At 68.9% G+C, this 20,138-nt stretch carries 19 protein-coding genes and 2 pseudogenes; 13 read left to right on the plus strand and 8 right to left on the minus strand.

All coding sequences use genetic code 11. The annotated features are described in order from the left end of the window. Window positions 1-21 precede the first annotated feature (21 nt). The 3 genes from VJT49_RS14525 to VJT49_RS14535 all read right to left on the minus strand — a co-directional run bounded on the left by VJT49_RS14525 (window position 22) and on the right by VJT49_RS14535 (window position 3,909). Window positions 22-1,848: a dynamin family protein gene (locus VJT49_RS14525; RefSeq protein WP_324165318.1), complete on the minus strand. Its 1,827-nt coding sequence runs from the start codon at window positions 1,846-1,848 to the stop codon at window positions 22-24. Window positions 1,849-1,942: 94 nt separating this feature from the next. Further along, window positions 1,943-2,332: a nucleotide exchange factor GrpE gene (grpE, locus tag VJT49_RS14530; RefSeq protein WP_324165342.1), complete on the minus strand. Its 390-nt coding sequence runs from the start codon at window positions 2,330-2,332 to the stop codon at window positions 1,943-1,945. A 65-nt stretch (window positions 2,333-2,397) separates the two neighbouring features. Next, the gene (locus VJT49_RS14535; protein WP_324165343.1) at window positions 2,398-3,909 is read right to left on the minus strand and encodes a dynamin family protein; all 1,512 of its coding nucleotides are present in this window, start codon (window positions 3,907-3,909) and stop codon (window positions 2,398-2,400) included. A 175-nt stretch (window positions 3,910-4,084) separates the two neighbouring features. On the opposite strand from VJT49_RS14535, the pseudogene VJT49_RS14540 reads away from it, so the two are divergent. The 11 genes and pseudogenes from VJT49_RS14540 to VJT49_RS14590 form a co-directional block, all read left to right on the plus strand. After that, a pseudogene (locus VJT49_RS14540) lies at window positions 4,085-4,312 on the plus strand (histidine kinase dimerization/phosphoacceptor domain-containing protein); the annotation flags it as partial. A gap of 13 nt (window positions 4,313-4,325) precedes the next feature. Further along, window positions 4,326-4,481 (plus strand): annotated as a pseudogene (locus tag VJT49_RS14545) (response regulator transcription factor); the annotation flags it as partial. Window positions 4,482-4,791: 310 nt separating this feature from the next. Next, window positions 4,792-5,718: an ATP-binding cassette domain-containing protein gene (locus VJT49_RS14550; protein WP_324165319.1), complete on the plus strand. Its 927-nt coding sequence runs from the start codon at window positions 4,792-4,794 to the stop codon at window positions 5,716-5,718. Between the two features lie 9 nt (window positions 5,719-5,727). Next, window positions 5,728-6,495 (plus strand): ABC transporter permease, encoded by a 768-nt coding sequence (locus VJT49_RS14555; RefSeq protein ID WP_324165320.1) that lies wholly within the window; start codon window positions 5,728-5,730, stop codon window positions 6,493-6,495. Between the two features lie 320 nt (window positions 6,496-6,815). Further along, entirely contained in the window at window positions 6,816-7,388 is a 573-nt protein-coding gene (locus tag VJT49_RS14560; RefSeq protein ID WP_324165321.1) for a hypothetical protein, read from the plus strand. A gap of 62 nt (window positions 7,389-7,450) precedes the next feature. Beyond that, complete coding sequence (gene trmB / locus VJT49_RS14565; protein ID WP_324165322.1) at window positions 7,451-8,170, plus strand: tRNA (guanosine(46)-N7)-methyltransferase TrmB; 720 nt, start codon at window positions 7,451-7,453, stop codon at window positions 8,168-8,170. An 89-nt stretch (window positions 8,171-8,259) separates the two neighbouring features. Then, on the plus strand, window positions 8,260-8,694 hold the full coding sequence (locus VJT49_RS14570) for a MarR family transcriptional regulator (protein WP_324165323.1): 435 nt from the start codon (window positions 8,260-8,262) through the stop codon (window positions 8,692-8,694). A gap of 241 nt (window positions 8,695-8,935) precedes the next feature. After that, complete coding sequence (locus tag VJT49_RS14575) at window positions 8,936-9,265, plus strand: hypothetical protein (RefSeq protein WP_324165324.1); 330 nt, start codon at window positions 8,936-8,938, stop codon at window positions 9,263-9,265. 211 nt (window positions 9,266-9,476) lie between these two features. Beyond that, window positions 9,477-11,231 (plus strand): sensor histidine kinase, encoded by a 1,755-nt coding sequence (locus tag VJT49_RS14580; RefSeq protein ID WP_324165325.1) that lies wholly within the window; start codon window positions 9,477-9,479, stop codon window positions 11,229-11,231. Further along, on the plus strand, window positions 11,228-11,875 hold the full coding sequence (locus VJT49_RS14585; RefSeq protein ID WP_324165326.1) for a response regulator transcription factor: 648 nt from the start codon (window positions 11,228-11,230) through the stop codon (window positions 11,873-11,875). The genes VJT49_RS14580 and VJT49_RS14585 overlap by 4 nt, the downstream gene beginning before the upstream one ends. Window positions 11,876-11,896: 21 nt before the next feature. Then, window positions 11,897-13,210, plus strand: coding sequence for an amidohydrolase (locus VJT49_RS14590; RefSeq protein ID WP_324165327.1), 1,314 nt, complete (start codon window positions 11,897-11,899; stop codon window positions 13,208-13,210). Here the strand turns inward: VJT49_RS14590 and VJT49_RS14595 are convergent. After that, a complete protein-coding gene (locus VJT49_RS14595) occupies window positions 13,199-13,879 on the minus strand; it encodes an SDR family oxidoreductase (protein ID WP_324165328.1) in 681 nt (226 codons plus the stop codon). The two genes, VJT49_RS14590 and VJT49_RS14595, sit on opposite strands and share 12 nt — an antisense overlap. Before the next feature lie 184 nt (window positions 13,880-14,063). Further along, on the minus strand, window positions 14,064-16,067 hold the full coding sequence (locus VJT49_RS14600) for a PhoX family phosphatase (protein WP_324165329.1): 2,004 nt from the start codon (window positions 16,065-16,067) through the stop codon (window positions 14,064-14,066). Window positions 16,068-16,187: 120 nt separating this feature from the next. Between VJT49_RS14600 and VJT49_RS14605 the strand changes: the two genes are divergently transcribed. After that, on the plus strand, window positions 16,188-16,838 hold the full coding sequence (locus tag VJT49_RS14605; RefSeq protein ID WP_324165330.1) for an HAD family phosphatase: 651 nt from the start codon (window positions 16,188-16,190) through the stop codon (window positions 16,836-16,838). On the opposite strand, the gene VJT49_RS14610 is transcribed toward VJT49_RS14605, so the two are convergent. From VJT49_RS14610 to VJT49_RS14620, 3 genes are all read right to left on the minus strand, one after another. Next, window positions 16,819-17,385 carry a dihydrofolate reductase family protein gene (locus tag VJT49_RS14610; RefSeq protein WP_324165331.1) on the minus strand — a complete coding sequence of 189 codons (567 nt, stop codon included), beginning with the start codon at window positions 17,383-17,385 and terminating at the stop codon, window positions 16,819-16,821. The genes VJT49_RS14605 and VJT49_RS14610 overlap by 20 nt on opposite strands. 168 nt (window positions 17,386-17,553) lie before the next feature. After that, window positions 17,554-18,645, minus strand: a complete 1,092-nt coding sequence (locus tag VJT49_RS14615; RefSeq protein WP_324165332.1) for an inositol-3-phosphate synthase — start codon at window positions 18,643-18,645, stop codon at window positions 17,554-17,556. 48 nt (window positions 18,646-18,693) lie between these two features. After that, window positions 18,694-19,245, minus strand: a complete 552-nt coding sequence (locus tag VJT49_RS14620) for a PadR family transcriptional regulator (protein ID WP_324165333.1) — start codon at window positions 19,243-19,245, stop codon at window positions 18,694-18,696. A gap of 208 nt (window positions 19,246-19,453) precedes the next feature. Here VJT49_RS14620 and VJT49_RS14625 point away from each other — a divergent pair, with 208 nt between their 5' ends. Then, window positions 19,454-19,852, plus strand: coding sequence for a DUF5318 domain-containing protein (locus VJT49_RS14625; RefSeq protein WP_324165334.1), 399 nt, complete (start codon window positions 19,454-19,456; stop codon window positions 19,850-19,852). Window positions 19,853-20,138 lie beyond the last annotated feature (286 nt).

Below are 20,138 nucleotides of genomic sequence, written 5' to 3' on the forward strand. Positions count from 1 at the left end.
GTTCCCCTCCACAACCACGGGTCAGACCTGGTCACGCAGTGTCCGCATCCTGGCCAGCAGGGACTCGGCCTTTTCCCGCGCGTCGGTGGCCTCCCTGATCCGCCGGTTCACGGTGGCCAGGCTCTTCGCGCGATCCTGGGCGTCCATTTTTATCGTTTTGTCGACTTCTTTGAGCTCCGTCTCGATCGCTTCGATCCGCCGTGCCAGCGCGTCGTCCAGTGCGAGGGAAAGCTGCTGCTCGGCCTCGATCAGCTGCTCGGCGACCAGCTGGTCCAGGGTCGAGCGGGCGTCGGCGATCGACTCGACCAGCCACTGCTTGAGGTGCTGCTTGTCCGACGCGTGCTTGCGGGTGCGGGCCATCCACCAGCCCGCGCCGAGCCCGATCACGATCGTCGCCGGCAACACGACCGGGTTCAGCAGGGCGACCCCGGCCAGCGGGAGCGCGGCGATCTTGCCCGCGCCGACCCCGCCGGAGACGCCCATGAAGATCAGCAGCTTGTCCTCCGGCGTCGGCGGCTTCTTGTCCGGCGGCCGCAACACCACCTGGGGGCCGCCGGCCCGCAGGAACTGCGCACGGATGACGTCGAGCTCTTCGGCGGAGAACAGGTCGGACAGCGCCACGTCGGTGACCCTGTTGAGGCGCAGCGCCATGGTCGCCGACACGCGCTGCGAGATCGACTGCAACGCGGCATCGACCTGCTGGGGGAGTTCGGCGAACTCGTCGCGTCTGGCGCTGTCGATGCGCTGCCGGAAGTACGACTGGGCATCGCGCATCTGGCGCGACGACTCGTGCCCGAGGTCCACCCGCGCCCGCTGGATCTCGCCGCGCAGCTTGAGCAGCCAGCCCCGGGTCGACGACCGGCGCTCGGCGGCCAGCTCGTCACGCCGCTCGCGCAGCGACTCCGCCTCGGCCTCGCCGGCGGAAAGTGCCCGCTGCTCGGCGTTGAGCACCGCGATCCGCTCGCCGAACGCGCTGGTCAGCGCGCGCAACGTGTTGGCCTCGCCGAGCATCGCGGACCGGCCGACCAGCAACTCCTGCAGGGCGGTCTGGAGTTCGATCACCCCGGAGCGTTCCCGCAGCATCGCGGCCGCCTGCTCGTTCGGGGCCTTGGCCGCCATCTCGAACATCCGCGCCGACACCGGGTGGAAGGTCGCGCCGGCGAACCGCGGCGCGTGCTCGGCGAGCAGCCGCCGGTCGGCTTCGAGCACTTCGCGCCAGGCGCGGAACTGGTCGGTCTTCGACAGCGCGAACAGCACGGTCTCGACCCGATCGCCCATCTTGCGCAGGAAGTTCAGCTCACCGGCGGTGAACGGGGACGATGCGTCGACCACGAACAGCAGGCAGGTGGCCGACGCGGCCGCCTCGAGCGCCAGCTCGCCGTGCATCGAGTTGAGCCCACCGACACCTGGAGTGTCTACAATAGACACACGCTCGAGAATCGGCACCGGCCCGGTGATCTCGACATAACGCGGCGGGATCTGCCCTTCCGGTAGTTCGTGCGCCGACGAAACCCACCGGTTCAGCTCTTCGAGCCCGATCGCGACCGGCGCCAGCTGGCCGGGATAACAGGCCTGGGCCAGCCATTCCGGCGAGTGATCGAAGACCAGGTACGTCGCCGTGGCGACCTCGGCGTCCACAGGGGACAGACCCGGCCTCGCCAGAAGCGCGTTGACAAGGGAACTCTTACCTCGGTTGGTTTCGCCGACCACGACCACCGACGGCTTCCCGGGCCTCGCGCGGCGGATGTCCTCCACCCATTTCGCGGCCTGCGGATCGGCGTCCCGCAACTGGCTGAGCAGCACGTCCCGAGCCTGCTTGACCTGGGCGGGCAACGCCGAGGCACTCATCGCCGCACCCCCGCGACCTTCCGCCCGACAGTGCCGTCAGTGCCGTCAGGGGGCACCTTGTGATCACCTTGGCGGCGACGCGACACGAAGCCCTTCATCGCTTCTTGTACACCATCACCACGGGTGCCCGGAGCAGACGGTCGTGATCGGCGAACCCGACCACCTCGGTCTCCGCGACCAGCCCGTCCAGCGTGGGATTGTCCGTCTCCACCGCGCCACCCGCCTCGTGCAGCGACGGGTCGAACCGCTCGCCGTCCGGCCGCACCGCGACCACGCCGACCCCGGCCAGCCCCTGCTCGATACGCTCGACGACACCGCCGCTGCGGGCGCGATCCAGCGCATAGAGGCAAAGCTGGATCAGCGCGTGGCGATCGGCGAGCGCCCGCTCCAGCTCTGAGCCTTGGTGCGCGGTCTCGCCGCCCACCAGCCCTCCAGCGTTCACATCGGTCTTTGACGCGTCCGGTGAGGCACCGGTTCCCCGCATTTCCTCGACGATTCTGGCCACCACCGCGGCGGGGATCGGCCCGGTCGGCAGATCGTCCACTGTGCTCACCCCCGGTTCTCGCGCAACTGTTGCCAGATAAGGAAATACGCGCGGTGCACGACGTGCGCGACCCGGCTCTGCGCCGGGGTGGCGCCGAAGGACGCGAACGAGCGCCACCAGCCTGCCCGTTCGAGCGCGTGTGCGGCAAGGTTTTCCCTGGTACCGCCCGGCAGGCCCAGCTGGGCGTCGATCTCGGCATTGCTGCCCACCCGCAGCACCTCCTCGGCCAGGTCCTCCGGCATGTCCACCGCACCGGCAGCCACCAGGGTCAGCGCCTCCAGCAGCCGGAGCTGGTGGGCCTCGGGTTTGGCCAGCAGTACCTCGATCGCGTCGTGCACGCGCTGCCGTTCGGCGGGATCTCCGGAGGCGTGTGCCAGCGCGGTGACCGACGCCAGCGCCGCGGCCGCCTTGATGCCGTCCGCGCGGGCGGCGAACACGACGTTCAGCCGGGCCCGCACCGCGGCCAGGCCGGACGCCTCGAGCAGCAGCCTGCGCAGCGCGCCCGCCGTGATCTCCGGCTCCTCGCGGATCGCGGTCACGGCCCGGCGAATGCCGTACAGGTCGAGCTTTTCCAGCAGCCGCAGCCGGCTGCCCGCCGGAACCTCGCATTCCCAACTGGTGAAGATGTCCGCGGCCATCAACATGGTGTCCAGCGTCGAATCGTCCATTTTGGACAGCTGGCGGAGCGCCTCGGCGTCGGCGGAGGTGAACCCGCCGGACTCGGCCGACTCGGCGATCAGCCCGATCACCGGCAGCACGTCGGCCACCCGTGGTCGCAACAGCGCGGCCTGCTTCTCCGCCAGGATGCCGGCGGCCTTCCAGACGTCGTCGTCCGCGCCCTCCACCGATTCCGGCGCGATCGTGTCGGCCTTGTTGAGTACCGCGATCGCGTTGACCGGGCCGGCCTCGCGGCTCGCCGTGGCCGCGGTGAAGGCGGCCAGTGCCTGCTGGTCGTCCGCGCGCACGCCCTGTGTGACGACGTAAAGCACGGCTTCCGCGCCCGCGACCGCGTTGCGCGAGGTTTCGTCGAGCTCGTCAGAACCTTCGTCCTGCTTCGCCGCGCCCAGTAGTTCCTCGGTGCGCGAAACCGATGCGGCGTCAAGGGAACCGAGACCGGGCGTGTCGATCACCGTCATGTCTTCGAGCACCGCGTTGGTCAGGTAGGCCTCGATGTGCGAAACCTCGGAGATGTCCGCGACGCCGCCCAGCTCGGCGGGAATCGTGCCGTCCGCGGCGAACGGCAGCACCTGCTTGCGCCCGCTGGTGAAGACCACCTCGATGCGGTCCACCGTGCCGTACTGGAAGCGGGTAACCAGCCGGGTGCACTCGCCCACGTCGGTCGGCGCGACGCGGCGCCCGATCAGCGCGTTGACCAGGGTGGACTTGCCGGACTTGATCCGTCCCGCCACCGCCACCTGCAGCGGCGCGGACAACCGGCGCAGCACCTCCGCGAACCCGGCGGCGGTGCGGGCGGAGACCTGCGGCTGCAGCCGCCGGCACAGGTTGGCCACCGACATCGACAAGGGGCCAGCCAGCCGGCCCTGGTCCGTCACGTCGCCCCCCTTCGTCTCCGGGTGGCATCCTGCCAGAACGGCACCGGAGGATTCATCCTCCCGTCCCGGCAAGCGATCCTCCCGTGGGATGACGCGCGGTTCGCCGGGGAGGACCTGGGTTGAACCAGTGCGGCGACCGCGAGACCATGCCTCCTGGATCGCCGTCGCCGAGGAACGCGGCCGGATCGCCCGGGAACTCCACGACGTGGTGGCGCACGCGGTGAGCGTGATCGTGGTCCAGGCCGACGGCGCTTCCTACGCCGTGCGATCGGACCCGGAGCTCGCCGAACACACGGTGCACACCATTTCCGGACGCGAGGCGCTGGCGGAACTGCGCCGGCTCCTGGAGGTGCTTCGCGGAGACAACACTGTCGACATGACTGTCGAACATGGAGATCGCGGAAAAGCTTTTCCTGTCCAAGGCTACGGTGAAGACCCATGTCGGCCGTATCCTCGCCAAGCTCGAACTCCGAGACCGCGTACAGGCCGTGGTCCTCGCCTACGAAACCGGGCTCATCCGACCCGGCACCAGCTGATCAGCGGAAAGTCGCTGGGTCGGCGGTCACCGGCCACGGCGCCTTGTCGCCCCGGTGACGACGGCCACATTATCGTTCAGGCCACCGTTTGAGTTCCGCCATGACCCGCGCCGTAGCGGGCACCCTGACAAACCGGTGCGAAAGCTCAGGGGCGATTCAGGGTCATCACCGATCGCGCCAACCCCGGCCGCACGAGAAGCTACTACCGCAGTCGGGGCCAAGTTCGAACCTCAGGATGACGCGCCAGGGAAACCCGATGGGCAGACTTCACCTCATCAGGGGAACCGCAGGTATTGACAGGGGAGTAACCATGATCGAGGCAGCAGGCCTCACCAAGCGATACGGCAAGACACTCGCCGTGAACAACCTGACGTTCAGTGTCGAACCCGGGCAGGTCACCGGCTTCCTCGGGCCGAACGGCGCCGGCAAGTCGACGACCATGCGCATGATCCTCGGCCTGGACAACCCCACCGCCGGTGAAGTGCGCATCGGCGGCAAGCGCTACCACGAGCTCAAGAACCCCCTGCGGACCGTCGGCGCCCTGCTCGACGCGAAGTGGGTGCACCCGAACCGGTCGGCACGAGCGCACCTGAAGTGGCTCTCGGTGTCCAACAAGATCCCGCTCACCCGGGTGGACGAGGTGCTCGACATCGTCGGGCTGACCAGTGTCGCGGGCAAGCGGGCCGGCGGGTTCTCGCTCGGCATGTCTCAGCGGCTGGGCATCGCCGGGGCCCTGCTGGGTGATCCCGAGGTGCTGCTGTTCGACGAGCCGGTGAACGGCCTCGACCCCGAGGGCATCCTGTGGATCCGGAAGTTCATGCACCGTCTTGCCGACGAGGGCCGCACGGTGTTCGTCTCCAGCCACCTGCTCTCCGAGATGGCGCTGACCGCCAGCAACCTGGTAGTGATCGGCAAGGGACAGCTGATCTCGCAGTCCTCGACGAAGGACTTCGTGGCCAGGGCGGCCGAGAACACGGTCAAGGTGCGCAGCCCGCAACTGGGGGAACTGCGTGCCGCGCTGGTCGCGGCCAGCGCCACCGTGACCAGTGCGGACGGCGGAATTCTGGTGTCCGGCATGGACAGCGACAAGATCGGGGAGCTCGCCGCCGCCCACCACATCGTGCTGCACGAGCTGAGCCCGCAGACCGGCTCGCTGGAGCAGGCGTTCATGCAGATCACCGGCGACGCCGTCGAGTACCACACCGGACTTGACGCCGCGTTCGAGCCGACTCGCTAAGGGGAGACCATGACTTTGCTCGCAGTTGAGCGCATCAAGCTGTTCACCACGCGTTCGCCGTGGTGGTGCGCGCTCGTCACACTGGCCGTGACCATCGGGTTCGCCGCGCTCGTCGTCGGCAACTCGAACGACGCCGAGTTCGCCGCCACGGTCGCCTCGACCCAGTTCGGCTACGGCTTCGGCATGGCCGTGATCATGGTGCTGGCCGCTCTGTCGGTCACCACCGAGTACCGCTTCGGCACGATCCGCACCACCTTCCAGGCGGTGCCGCAGCGCAGTTCGGCATTGCTCGCCAAGGCCGTGGTGGTCGCCGCGCTCGCCCTGGTCATCGGTGAGATCAGCGCATTCGGCTCGTGGTTCGTGGGCACGCTGCTCAAGCCCAACGCCGACCTCGCGCTGAACAGCGCCGCGGACTGGATCAACGTGACCGGCGTCGGCGTGCTCTACGCGCTGGCCGCGGTCATCGCGGTGGCGGTGGGCATCCTGCTCCGGCACAGCGCCGGCGCCATCGCGCTGCTGCTGATCTACGCGCTCGCCGTGGAGTCCCTCGTGCAGCTGATCCCGGGGGTCGGCAAGGACGTCTACAAGTGGATGCCGTTCAACATGGCCGAAAGGTTCCTCACCGGTGACGGGGCGTCCAACGGCGGGCGCGCGGCCGGGGCGGGGCCGATGTCCACCGCGGCGCTGAGCCAGGGCTGGGCGCTGGCGTACTTCGCGGCCTTCGCTCTGGTCCTGCTCGTCTCCGCGATCGCGGTGGCGAAGAAGCGGGACGCGTAAACATCCCACAGGGGATACCCGGCACCGGTTGCGAATTCGGGGCGCGATCTGCCGGACAGGGGAGGAAGGCCCGGGCCACCATTTCGGGGGGTGGCCCGGGCCTTTCACTGCGCGGACCCAAGCGGCGGGTTGCCGGAAAGTGCGCTACCCGACAGGCAATCAAAGTTTGAACGATTAATCCGGGGGAGTCGGTTGGGCCAGGCGGGTTAAGGGCACGTAAAGACCTTGTGGCTGGCCTCACAAGAGGCAGACAGCCCGTCTCTGACCAGGGCATATTAGGAGCACCACGTCAGGAGACTCTACGGAGGTGACCCTTGACGGTGGATACCGGACCAGAAATCGACACACCCGTTCCCGCTCAGCGCAGCGAAGCGCGCCAGCCCCTTCTCGAACCCCTGGACCGGCTTCAGTGGTCTCAGGCGATCGAACTGCCACGAGACGCGACCTCGGCGAGCAAGCCGTCGGAAATGCGTCGTGCCTGGATTCATCGCGCTCCCGAGCGTGAAGTCGTCGCGCTCTTCCGTGCCGTCAGGTCGGACGGTGAGCAACCCATCCCCGCGCCCTGGTGGCTCCGGGCGCTCGCCGACGGCAGACTCGATTCCCGGGACACCGGGTTCCGGGTCGAGGACCGGATGACGCAGTTGCTGTCCAGGCGTCCCGGCTGGGAGTACGTGCCGTGGGCCGCCGACGGCGAGTCCGGTTACTGGGAGTTCATGCCCTCCGAGCGGGGAAGGTCGGGCCACCGCATCCCCACCACCATCCTGAACACTTCTCGTCACGACGGTTGGATCGACGTGCTGCCCGCGCACAGCGGCATCACGCCCGAGCCGATCGCGGTGGCGGGCCTGGCCGGGTTGCGGTCCCGGCTGGGCGAGTTCGAGGCGGTGCGCTGAGCCGGCCCGGGAGGGCGCAGCCGCGGCCTGCTTGGTGTCGGCGCCCGGCTACCTTTGGCCAGGTGAAGAGCGAGCAGCAACCCCGGCTCCGGAGCGTGGTCAGCTACGTGCAGCGTGGTGGGCGGATGACCGTCGGCCAGCAACGTGCGTGGGCTCATCTGTGGCCGGAACTCGGCCGAGAGGTGTCGGAGTTGCCGAGCGGGCCGATCGACTTCGACAGGTGGTTTTCCCGCGCGGCGCCGGTGCTGCTGGAGATCGGCTCCGGGATGGGCGAGACGACAGCCCAGCTGGCCGCCGCCGAGCCGGAAGTGAACTACGTCGCCGTGGAGGTCTACGAGGCCGGGCTCGGTCAGCTGATGTTGCGAGCGGAGAAGCTCGGCCTGGAAAACCTGCGGCTGCTCCGTGGTGACGCGGTGGTTCTGCTGACCGAGCACATCGCGCCCGAGTCGCTGTCCGGGGTGCGGATCTTCTTCCCGGACCCCTGGCCGAAGAAACGTCACCACAAGCGGCGCCTGGTGCAGCCTCCGTTCGTGCGCCTGCTGGCCTCCCGGATCGCTCCGGGCGGCATGCTGCACCTGGCCACCGACTGGGCGCACTACGCCGAGCAGATGCTCGAGGTCTGCTCGGCGGAGCCGTTGTTGCGCAACCGGTTCCCTACCTGGGCACCCCGCCCGAGCTGGCGCCCGGTCACGAAGTTCGAGCAGCGTGCGGACGAGGAGGGGCGGATCAGCCGGGACCTGATCTTCGAGCGAATTCCCGGCGACCCGCGAGCCGGGCACTGAGTCCAGCGCAGTGGCGGCGTGCTTTCAGGAGATTTGCCCGGTTTTCTTGATGTGATAACGATTACAACAAGCCTGATACCGTATCAGCCGTGAGCGGGGAGAGAACTGCGTACCTGATCAAGCGGCTGGAGCTCGCGGTACGGGCGCAGCTCGACGCGGCGTTGCGGCCGCACGAGCTGACCGTCGCGCAGTACACCGCGCTCACGGTGCTGAGAAGGCAGCCTGGCCTGTCGTCGGCCCAGCTCGCGCGCCGGTCGTTCGTGAGCGCCCAGACGATGCAGGAGCTGGTGGTCAAGCTCGAACAGCAGGGCCTGATCGAGCGGACCCAGCAGGAAGACAACCGGCGGATCCTGCGCCTGAGCGTCACCAAGCGCGGGCTGGCGAAGCTGGCCGAGTCGGACCACGAGACAGACGAAATCGAACACGAGATGCTGGCCGACCTGGACGCCTCACAGGTCGAGGCGCTGCGCGAGGCCCTACGGCTCTGCACGCAGCGCCTGACCAAATCCAGGCCTATTCGTTAGCCAAAGGCTCGGCTCGGACACGGTTGAGCGCGGGCGTGCAGACCGGGGCGGTGAGCACGGTCGTTCCGAGCCCCAGCACGACCGGCGCGAGCAACCACGAGGTGAGCATGACGCTCGCCGCTTCGCGGCCACGGGTGCCGACCGCGAAGAGTCCGACCCCGACCAGAATTCCGATCGACCCACGAGCGCGACGAGCTGGCCGGGGTCGACGAGGGCGGCATCGCCGAGGGTGCCCACGACATTGCCGGGAAAGCGGTCGGCGAGCTTGGCCGCGGGCAACGCGTGCGTCCGCTCGAACAGCGCCGGCGACACGACCACCTCGCCGGGGCGTGGGAAGCGGGGCACGCCCTGCGGCAGCGCGATCGACGCTGAGTCCACAGTGGACGCTACCCGCACCACCGTGATCTCCGCGCCGCCGCTGAAGTCGGTGCCGGTGTCCTTCAGCATCGTTCTGTCGGTCTGGCCGCTGGCCCGGGGCTGCCGCCAGAAGGCACGCTCCGTACGCGCCTTCGACGCGCAGCGAGGTTTTGCCCGATCCCGACGGACCGGCGATGGCCACCGCCTCGCCTGACCGGACGTCGATGTCCACCCCGCGAGCGCGTACTGATCGCCGTAGCGTTTCACCAGTCCCGCCCGAAAGCAGTGCCGTCCGGGGGTTCCACTGTGGACGCGTGCCCAGCAGGTTCACAGCATCGGCGCGGAGAGGTATCGGCCTTTCGGCCGATATCGACTGGCTGGACGGCCAACGTCCGCCAGAACCCGAAACCCCTTACCGTCACGATGTGACGTTCCCGCGGAAAGCCGACCTGGCCTGGCGATGGCTCGGGCTCGAAGGCGTCGTGCTACTCGCCGCCCTGCTCTGCGACCTGCTGATCGTGGTGCCCGCGGCCTTCGACAACGTCGGCCCGAACGGCCGCGATCTGCTTCTCCTGCCGGGAATGTTCGCGATCTGCGCGTGCGCGCTGTGGGCCCGTAAACGGCCCGCGGGGGCCGCGTTCAGCGGGGCAGCTGTCCTCGTGGTCTCGACCAAGCTGATCACCGCGACCCATGCCAACGCGTATTCGACCCTGCTCCAAGACATCTCGTTGAGCGAAACCGTCGCCGGTCTGGAGCTGGTCTTCCACTGCGTGCGCCGGGCGCGGGCCTCGGCCGCGTTCCTGGCCGTCTCGGCGCTGGTGTGCGCGGCGCTGCTGGCCAGTCTTTTCCGCAGTGACACGACCACCGGCTACCGCGCTGGAATGACCGTGGTCGTCGGCGCGGCGATGCTGGTCACGGTGGTGATCGCGGGCCTGCGCTTCCGGAAGGTCGGCACGCCGGCGGAAGCGACCGCGGTGTCACGTCTGTTGCGCGACCAGTGGCCGTTGACGGGCGCGCTCTGCGTGCCGCTGTTCTTCGAGCTGTACGCGATGATCTCCTACGGCGTCCGGCTGTTCCCGCTGATGCTCTGCTCGCTCGCTGCCGCGATGCTCGCGGTGCTGGCCGCCCGGTACCCGGCGCGATCGGGACTGGCTCTCGCCGCGGCGATCCTCGGCACGGTGCCCGCGGCCTCGATCACGCCGCGCGACTACGTCCTGCCCGCCGACGCGATGACGATCACCGAGGTGCTGGCCGGGCTGGTAGTGGTCGTCCAGCTCGTCCGGTATCGCCCGCCCGACCGGGCCTGGCCGGTGATCGCCGTCCTCTCGTTGTCGGTGGCGGTCACCACCACGGTGAACCTCGTGCAGCACCGTAGCCGGGGCGAACTGGGCTCGCTGACCGTCGCGGCCCTGCTGCTTCTCGGCATCTCGGTCGCGACAGGGCTGTACTTCCGGGCCCGCGACTCGGAACGCGCGAAGGTGGTCGAGGCCGCGGTGACGGACGCGCAGACCTCCGAACGGATGGCGCTGGCCCGTGAACTGCACGACGTGGTCGCGCACCACGTCACCGGGATCGTGGTGCAGGCGCAGGCGGCGAAAATGATGGCGGAGCGGAATCCGGCGCTCGCGATGGAAGCGCTGACCCGCATCGAGGAGGCCGGCGCGGACGCCCTCACGGCGATGCGCAGGCTGGTGCGGAGCATGCGTTCCCACGGCGACAACGCCCAGGACGCCACCACCGATCTGGGCGCGGACCTGCGGCGGCTCGTGGCGGCCGGGCATCACGGTGTGCCGACCGACGTGGACCTGCGCTTGCCGGGCGAGATCCCGCAGGAGGTGGGGCGGTCTGCGCTGCGGCTGGTGCAGGAGTCGCTGACCAACGTCGGCAAGCACTCGGTGGGCGCCACCCGGGTCCGGGTGCTGGCCGAGGTCGTCGAAACGGGGTCCGAGGGCTTGCCCCTGAACGGGTTGCACCGCCAGACGACACAGGAGCTGCACATCCAGGTCAGCGACGACGGGCGGGCCGGGGACCCGCGACCGGCCGGCGGCTCGGGAGGATATGGTCTGGTCGGTATGCGGGAGCGGGTCGAGCTGCTGCGCGGCCGGCTCATCGCGGGACCGGTCCGGCAGGGCTGGCTTGTCGAGGCCTGGTTGCCTCTGGAGGAGGTTGCCGCCGAGTGATCCGGGTACTGATCGCGGACGACCAGAGCATGGTGCGCACGGGATTCCGCATGATCCTCGATGCCCAGGACGACATCGAGGTGGTCGCGGACGTCGCCGACGGCGTCTCGGCGGTGAGCAAGGCCCGTGAGCTGCGGCCGGACGTGTGCCTGCTGGACATCCGGATGCCAGGGCTCGACGGCCTGGAGGTGACCCGGCAGCTGGCCGGGCCGGACGTGGCCGACCCGGTCAAGGTGGTCGTGGTGACCACGTTCGACCTCGACGAGTACGTGCACACCGCGCTGCACAACGGCGCCAGCGGGTTTCTGCTCAAGGACGCGGGGCCCTCGCTGCTGATCGAAGCGGTACGGGCGGCCGAGCGGGGAGACGCGCTGGTGTCGCCACAGATCACCGTCCGTCTGCTCAAGCACTTCAACGGTTCGACGAAACAGCGGGTGGCACCGCCGAAGGAAGCGCTGACCGCCCGCGAGCGGGACGTGGTTCGCGCCGCCGCACGCGGCCGGACCAACACCGAGATCGGCACGGAGCTGTACCTCTCGCTGTCCACGGTGAAGACGCACCTGGCTTCGGTGCAGAGCAAGATCGGGGCGCGGAACCGCGTCGAGATCGCGGCCTGGGCCTGGCGATCCGGCCTCATGGACTGACCCGCGGGCTACCATCGGAAAATGCCACAACGGTTCACCGCGCCGATCATCCTGCCCTGCGACCCGACATGTTCGGTGATCCGGGACGGTGTGGTGGACGTCGACGAGGGGCGGATCGTGCACTGCGGGCCTGCCGTCGACGCACCGGCGTCGGAGGCACCCGTCACGAATCTGCCGGGCATCCTGTTGCCGGGACTGGTGAACGCACACGCGCACAGCCCCATGACGTTGCTGCGGGGCATGGGCGGCGACCTGCCCTTGCTGCGCTGGCTCAACGAAATCATCTGGCCCGCGGAAGCACGGTTGCGGCCGGAGGACGTCCGGGCCGGCATGCTGCTGGGGTCGGTGGAGATGCTCCGGAACGGGGTCACCACCAGTGTCGAAATGTACTTCCGGCCCGAGGAAGTGGCGTCCGCCGTGCTGGACACCGGCGCCAGGGCGGTGCTCGGCGGGCCCGCGATCGACCTGCCCGGGGTGGACTGGCGCGCGATGATCACCGCGACCGACCGCTGGATCGACACCGACGGGCTGCGCTTCGGTCCCGCCGAGCGGATCGAACTGTCCTACGCGCCGCACTCGGCGTACATGCTCCCGCCGGAGGCGCTGCGGCTCATCGGGGAGTCCGCGGCGGCGCGCGGTGCCCTGGTGCAGATCCATGTGGCCGAGGCGGCCGACGAGGATGTCAGGCAACGCGCGGAATTCGGTTCGGTGCCCCGGCTGCTGGACGAGGTGGGACTGCTCGACGGGCGGGTGCTGGCCGCGCACGCGGTGCATCTGTCCGATGAGGACATCGCGCTGTTCGCCGCGCGCGGGGTCGGCGTGGCGCACTGCCCCGGGTCGAACGCCAAGCTGGCGTCCGGTTTCGCCCGGTTGACCGAGCTGCGGTCGGCGTCCGTCGCCGTCGGGCTGGGTACCGACGGCCCGGCCAGTAACGACGATCTGGACCTGTGGGAGGAAATCCAGCTTTCCGCGCTGCTCGCTCGTCTGTCCACCAAGGACGCTATGGCGGTTCGGGCGGCGGACGCGTTGCTGCTGGCCACGCGAGGCGGGGCGGACGCGGCCGGACGCGATGATCTCGGCGCGCTCGAACCCGGCCGCTGGGCCGACTTCGTGCACATCGACACCGACGACCCGGCATTCGCGGCCGGGCTCGACGTACCCGACGAGCAACTGCTGGCGAACCTGGTGTGGGCGGCGGGCTCTCGCCGCGTCCGCGACGTGTGGGTGGCGGGCGAGCAGGTCGTCGGCGACGGTGAACCGCTCCGCGTTGAGCGTGCGAAAGTCCAGTCGGCCGCGCGTGAGGTCGCGGCGCGACTGCGTGGCTCAGTGGGGTAGGGGGCGGATAGTCAGTTCGGTCAGGTGCGCGTCCGCGCTTGCCGACACGGCGGCGAAGACGGCCTTCGCGACCGAGTCCGGCCGCAGGTACTCCTCGGGCGAGTACTCCTTGGCCTCGGCAGTGCTGACGGCCCGCTGCATCCCGGTGTCCGTCCGGCCCGGAAAGACGGAGGTGACCCGGATGCCGTTGCCCTCCTCCTCGGCCCGGAGCACATCCGCGAACGCGCGCGCGGCGAACTTGCTTGCCGCATAAGGACCCCACCGGGCTCGCGCGGTGAGTCCCTGCCCTGAGTTGATCACTACGACGTGCCCGCGCGCGGCCCGGAGCGCGGGCAGCAGCAGCCGGGTCAACTCGGCGACGGCGACCACGTTCACCTCGAAGTTCGCGCGCCACGCCGAGGGTTCCGACTCCGCGACCGTGCCGAGTTCGGCGACCCCGGCCGAGTGCACCAACACGTCCAGCCGGTCGATCTCGGCGGTCGCGCGGCGCAGGGCGTCGAAGTCGGTCAGGTCCACCGGCCACGGCTCGGCGCCCGGCAGGTCCACGGCCTGCTTCGCGAGCGCGTCGGCGTCGCGACCGCCGAGCAGCACCCGGTACGAGGATGCCAGTGCGCGGGCAACGGCCGCGCCGATCCCGCGCGATGCTCCGGTGACGAGGGCGAGTGACATGGCTCAACCTTACGAGATGGCTCCCGGACAATCTCTCCGAACGAACCCTGACGGTTCCGGAGCTCATCGTCTTCCCCACTCGCTCGCCGACGTCACCGGCCTGGCTGAGGACCTGCCCGGCACCCAGCGCCCAGGCCTGTGGCCATCGTGCTGGGTGCCAAGCCCCGTAGCGGACGGGAGTGAGCTACCTCCCCGACTTCCAGACCGAGATCACGGACGGGCGGGGGTGCGAGGTGCCGCCGTCCGGCCAGTGCGAGGTGGGCGCGGCCGGGGTTCCGTTCTCACCGGGATGCTGCACGGCGACGACCACGAAGTCCCCGGTCACCACCGGACCGCAGGTTTCCGCCCCGATCGGCACGGACAGGAACTGCTTGACGTGACCCCGTTCGGGGCCCTGGACGGGCACCGAGAACAACCCGTCGTTGGCGCCGAGCGCGTTGCCGTCGGTGGCGATCCACAGGTTGCCGTACGGGTCGAAGGCCACGTTGTCGGGGCAGGAGATCGGGCTGACCTGGTCCTTCGGGAAGCCGCCGAAGTAGGTGTCGGCGGTGGCCGGGTCACCACAGACCAGCAGGAGCCGCCATGAGAACTTCGTCGCGGCCGCGTCGCCGCCGGCTTCGTCCCATTCGAGGATGTGCCCGTTCTTGTTGCCGTTGCGCGGGTTCACCTCGTCGGCGCCGGCCTTGCCCGCCGCGCCACGGTCGGAGTTGTTGGTCAGCGCGGCGTAGATCCGGCCGTTGACCGGGTTCGGCTCGATGTCCTCGGGGCGGTCCATCTTGGTCGCGCCCACCTTGTCCGCCGCCTGGCGGGTGAACACGTACACCTCTTCGGCGGTGAAACCGTCCACAAAGGAGTTGTCACCGCTGGCCAACGGAATCCACTCGCCGGTGCCGTCGAACTCGCCGTCGCCGGGCAGCTTGCCGGTGCCGTCGAACTCGCCCGGGCTGTCGCCGGTGAACTTCGCGACGTACAGGGTGCCTTCGTCGAGCAGTGCCGAGTTGTGCCTGCGCGCGAGAGCACTCGTGCCCGGCTTGTACTTGCCCTTGGAGACGAACTTGTAGATGTATTCGAAGCGCTCGTCATCACCGGAGTAGACCGCGACCCGGCCGTCTTCGGTGATCTTGACCGTGGCCGCTTCGTGCTTGACCCGGCCGAGCGCGGTGTGCTTGACCGGCGTCGAGTTCGGATCGTTGGGGTCGATCTCGACCACCCAGCCGAACCGGTTCGGCTCGTTGGGCTCCTGTGCCACGTCCCAGCGCTTGTCGAAGCGCTCCCACTTACGAGTGCTGGTGCCCTTGCCGACGCCGTACCGGGTCAGCCGCGCCTGCGTGACCGGGTCGGTGACCTTGTCGGAGTTGGCGAAGTACTGGTGGAAGTTCTCTTCGCCGGAAAGGACGGTGCCCCACGGGGTCACGCCGCCGGAGCAGTTGTTCTGCGTGCCGCGGACCTTCCGGCCGGTCGGGTCGGCGGAGGTCTGGAGGAACCGGGAACCGGCGGCCGGGCCGCGCACCTCGAACTCGGTGTTCAGCGTGATCCGGCGGCCGTACCGGCTCGGCACCACCTTCAGCCCGCCACAGTGCTCCTGGACCACTCGCACCACCGACAGCCCGTGCGCCGCCCAGGAGATCCTGACCTGCTCCTCGGTCGGGTTGGCCGCGTCGTACCGGCCGGCCGGATACATCTGGACTTCGGTGGTGTACTCGTGGTTGACCACCATCAGGTAGCCGTCGCCGTGCGGGATCAGCCCGACGAAGTCGTTGTTGTAGCCGAACTGCTTCTCCTGCGCGGCCGCCGTCTGGTTGGCCACGTCGAACTTCGGCGCACCCGGCACCACCGGGTCCCCCCACCGGATCACCACGTTCTGCTGGTACCCGGGCGGGATCGTGACGGCGTCCGCGGTGTTCGGCGGCACGGGCTGGAAGTCCGTGCCCGGCGTGGGCCGGCCAGGCCAGGGCCGGCTCGGCACGGCGGCGGCGCTACCGGTCAGGCCCGCGAAGCCACCCGCCGCCGCGGCCATCACCGCGCCGGCCTTGAACATCCCGCGCCGGGAGAGCACACCCTTCGCGACATCGCCGAAGTACTCGTTACCCGACGTGTTCGGGGCGTCGTGCGCGCACTGGTTGCCACATCTGTATTCGCAGGTAACGGCGGCTCGGCCACCGGTGTGGGACAGCAAAGGCAGAAACACGAAGCCTCCAGATCACTCCGTCAGGGGAACGTGTTCGTGACGCTAAGCGAGAAAGACCATCCTGTCCCAAAGTTCAGGTAAACAGAAGGGAAAGGCGCCCGGCGGGTAGCGTCGTACCCCATGGAGGCCGTGATTTTCGATCTCGACGGCGTGCTGGTCGACTCCGAGCGGACCTGGGACGAGGTGCGCCGAGCGGTGATCGCCGAAAACGGTGGCCGCTGGACCGCTGAAGCCACCCGGGCCATGCAGGGGATGAGCACCCCCGAGTGGGCGCGCTACCTCGTCGAGGAACTCGGCGCCAAGCTCGCCCCCGAGCGGATCGCCCAGATCGTGATCGAGGAGATGGCCCGTCGCTACGCCGAGGCGCCGCCGGTGCTGCCCGGCGCCGCGGCGACCGTCCGGACGGTCGCCAAGCGCTACCCGGTCGCGATCGCCAGTTCCTCACCCCCGGTGCTCATCAACGCGTTCCTCGAAGCAACCGGCCTGACCGGGATCGTCCGGGTCGCGGTGTCCAGCGAGGAGGTCGCGGGGGGCAAGCCGGCCCCCGACGTCTACCTGGAGGCCGCCCGCAGGCTGGGGGCGCGACCGGAATCCTGCGCCGCCGTCGAAGACACCACCAACGGCCTGCGCGCCGCCCTCGAGGCCGGGATGACGGTCAACGCGGTACCGAACCCCCACTTCCCGCCGGATGAGGAAGTCCTCGCCAAGGTCAGCGCCGTGCTTACCGACATCACGGAGTTGCCTGCCGCGCTCAGCCGGCTGCCGGAGTGAAGGTCAGGTCCAGCACCCCGGTCTTGAACGTCTCGCTCCGCACTAGTCGCAGCGGATGGGTGGGCCCCTGCTCGAAAAGCCGCTGCCCGTGACCGACGACGATCGGGTGGACCAGGAGGTTGAGCTCGTCCAGCAGATCGTTCGCGAGCAGCCAGCGCACGAGGGTGGCACTCCCGAACATCCCGATGTCGCCGTCGGTCTCTTCCTTGATCTTCCTCAACCGCGTCGCGACGTCTCCGGAAACGACGGTTGTGTCGTGCCACGCCGGATTCTTCAAGGTGTTCGACACGACGTACTTCGGCACGTCGTTGATGAACTCGGCAAAGGCATCCGCCTGCTCGGGTGTTCCCGGATTCCGCTCCTGCCCCGGCCAGTAGGCCGACCAGGCGTCGTAGAGTACGCGCCCCATCAGGAACGCCCCGGCCGTCCGCATTCCCCGTTCGACCGCGGCACCCATCTCGTCGTTGAAGTACGGGAAGTGCCACTTTTCCGGCGATTCGACGACGCCGTCCAGTGAGATGAAGAAGTTCGACACGATCTTGCCCATAATGCGCTCCCGAAGTGAGTCCCGGCTTACGGCGATACAGACCGGCAAGCCTCGTGAAACTCGTCGCGCCCAAGAAACGGTCGGCAGCACTTCCCTTGAGGGTGGTGGCGGAACACGGGTGGGCCCGCTCCGGCGAAGCCCGGAACGGGCCGTTGATCGTGCTGTCGCCTACCGGTCGAGGTCGCCCCGGATGAAGGCTTCCACCGCGTCGCGGGCCTCCGAGTCGGAGTACTGCACCGGTGGCGACTTCATGAAGTACGAGGACGCGGACAGCAGCGGGCCGCCGATCCCCCGGTCGAGCGCGATCTTCGCGGCACGGACCGCGTCGATGATGATGCCCGCCGAGTTCGGCGAGTCCCACACCTCGAGCTTGTACTCCAGGCTCAGCGGCACGTCACCGAACGCCCGGCCCTCCAGCCGCACGTACGCCCACTTGCGGTCGTCGAGCCACTGCACGTAGTCCGACGGGCCGACGTGCACGTTGGCCTTGCCGAGGTCACGGTCGATCTGGGAGGTCACCGCCTGGGTCTTGGAGACCTTCTTCGACTCCAGCCGCTCGAGCTCCTTCATGTTCTTGAAGTCCATGTTGCCGCCCACGTTGAGCTGCATGGTGCGGTCGAGTTGGACCCCGCGGTCCTCGAACAGCCTCGCCAGCACGCGGTGCGTGATGGTCGCGCCGACCTGGGACTTGATGTCGTCACCGACGATCGGCAGGCCGGCGTCGGTGAACTTGCGCGCCCACTCCGGATCGGAGGCGATGAACACCGGGATCGCGTTCACGAACGCCACTCCGGCGTCGATCGCGGCCTGGGCATAGAACTTCTGCGCCGCTTCCGAGCCCACCGGTAGGTAGGACACCAGCACGTGCGCACCGGACTCGCGCAACGCGGCGGCGATGTCCACCGGGGACTCGTCCGACTCCTCGATGGTCTCCTGGTAGAACCGGCCGAGCCCGTCCAGGGTGTGCCCCCGCTGCACCGGAACGCCCAGCGGCGGCACGTCGGTGATCTTGATGGTGTTGTTCTCGCTGGCGAGGATGGCCTCCGACAGGTCCCGGCCCACCTTCTTCGCATCGACGTCGAACGCGGCCACGAACTCCACGTCGCCCACGTGGTACTGGCCGAAGCGGACATGCATCAACCCGGGCACGCGGGCCGCCGGGTCGGCGTCACGGTAGTAGTGCACGCCCTGCACCAGTGATGCCGCGCAGTTGCCGACGCCAACGATGGCCACCTTCACGCGGCCGCTGTCGTCGCCCATGCCGGTCTCTCCTTCACTCTTTGTTGACTGGTCTTCCACGCGGCGCCTTCAGCTCTGGAGCCCGCGTTGTTCGGCCTGTTCGCTCGCGATCAACTCGTTGAGCCAGCGCACCTCACGCTCGCTGCTCTCCAGACCGAGCCGGTGCAGTTCACGCGTGTACCGGTCGATCTTCTCCTCGGCCCTGGCCAGAGCCGCGCGAAGACCCTCGCGGCGTTCCTCGACGCGCCGGCGACGGCCCTCGAGAATGCGCATCCTCACCGCGGCCGGAGTCCGGGAAAAGAACGCCAGGTGAACGCCGAAGCCCTCGTCGTCCCAGGTCTGGGGACCGGCGTCGGCGAGCAGTTCGGCGAAGTGCTCCTTGCCTTCGGCCGTGAGCTTGTACACCCGGCGCGCCCGCCTGCCCCAGCTTCGGGACGGCTCGACCGCCTCATCGGCCTCCTCGACGATGAAGCCCGCCCGCTGCAACCGACGTAGGGTCGGGTACAGCGAGCCGTAGGAGAACGTGCGGAACATGCCGAACGTGTCGTGTAGCCGTTTGCGCAGCACATAACCGTGCATGGGCGCCTCGTGCAGTAGCCCGAGGATCGCGAACTCCAGCACGGTGCACCTCCCCTCCGGGATCAAACAGCATCTTCAACCTAACGTCCCATTATATCGAAGCGATACATCGAAGTGGCGCAGCTAACGGCCCTGAACACCGCGAAGTTCACCGGAGAGTTATCGAATCGTCGGCGTGTTACGGCAACCGAGGTGATCTCTAGGCAGAACAGGTCAGCGCCGCCACGCCTGGGCCACGTACTCTGTCAGCGTGCGAAACCAGCGACAGGTCGTGGATTACGCCTTGCAGCGCAGGGCGCTGCTGGCCGACGTCCGCTCCGGTCGGGTCGGCACGGCCGAGGTCTGCGACGCCGGCCCGTACCTGCTCAGGGCCGCCAAGTTCCACGGCGAACCGGGCGAGGGCCCCTGCCCGGTCTGCCGGAAGGAGGCGGTGACGCTGGTGTCCTGGGTCTATGGGGACGAACTCCAGCACGCCTCCGGTTCGGCCAGGACACCGGCCGAACTCGCCCGGATGGCGAAGCTGTTCGGCGAGTTCACCGTGTACGTGGTCGAGGTCTGCCAGACCTGCGCATGGAACCACCTGGTGCGGTCATACGTCCTGGGCACAGGGGACCCACGAGGGTCCTCCAAGAAGACAGCGGGGCAGTGACCGAAGGCGTGCGAACAACCGATCACAGAACGGCGTCCCCCGAGCTGCCGGTCTGGGAGGCTCTTTCGTGAACGACCAGTACAACCGTTCCTGGCCCGGCCAGGAGCCTGATGATCCCCGTCGTGCCCAGTGGCCGACGGGCGAGGAACCCCAGTGGCCCAACGGAAACGAGTCTCCGCCACGAGCACCCCGGTCGCCGTCCCCCCACTGGCCGACCGGCGACGAACAGCCGCCGCGGCGGCCCGGGCCCGATCCGGACCGCGTCCAGCGCCGGGTCCCGCCCGCC

The organism is Amycolatopsis sp., from assembly GCF_035276945.1.
Lineage (GTDB): Bacteria > Actinomycetota > Actinomycetes > Mycobacteriales > Pseudonocardiaceae > Amycolatopsis_E.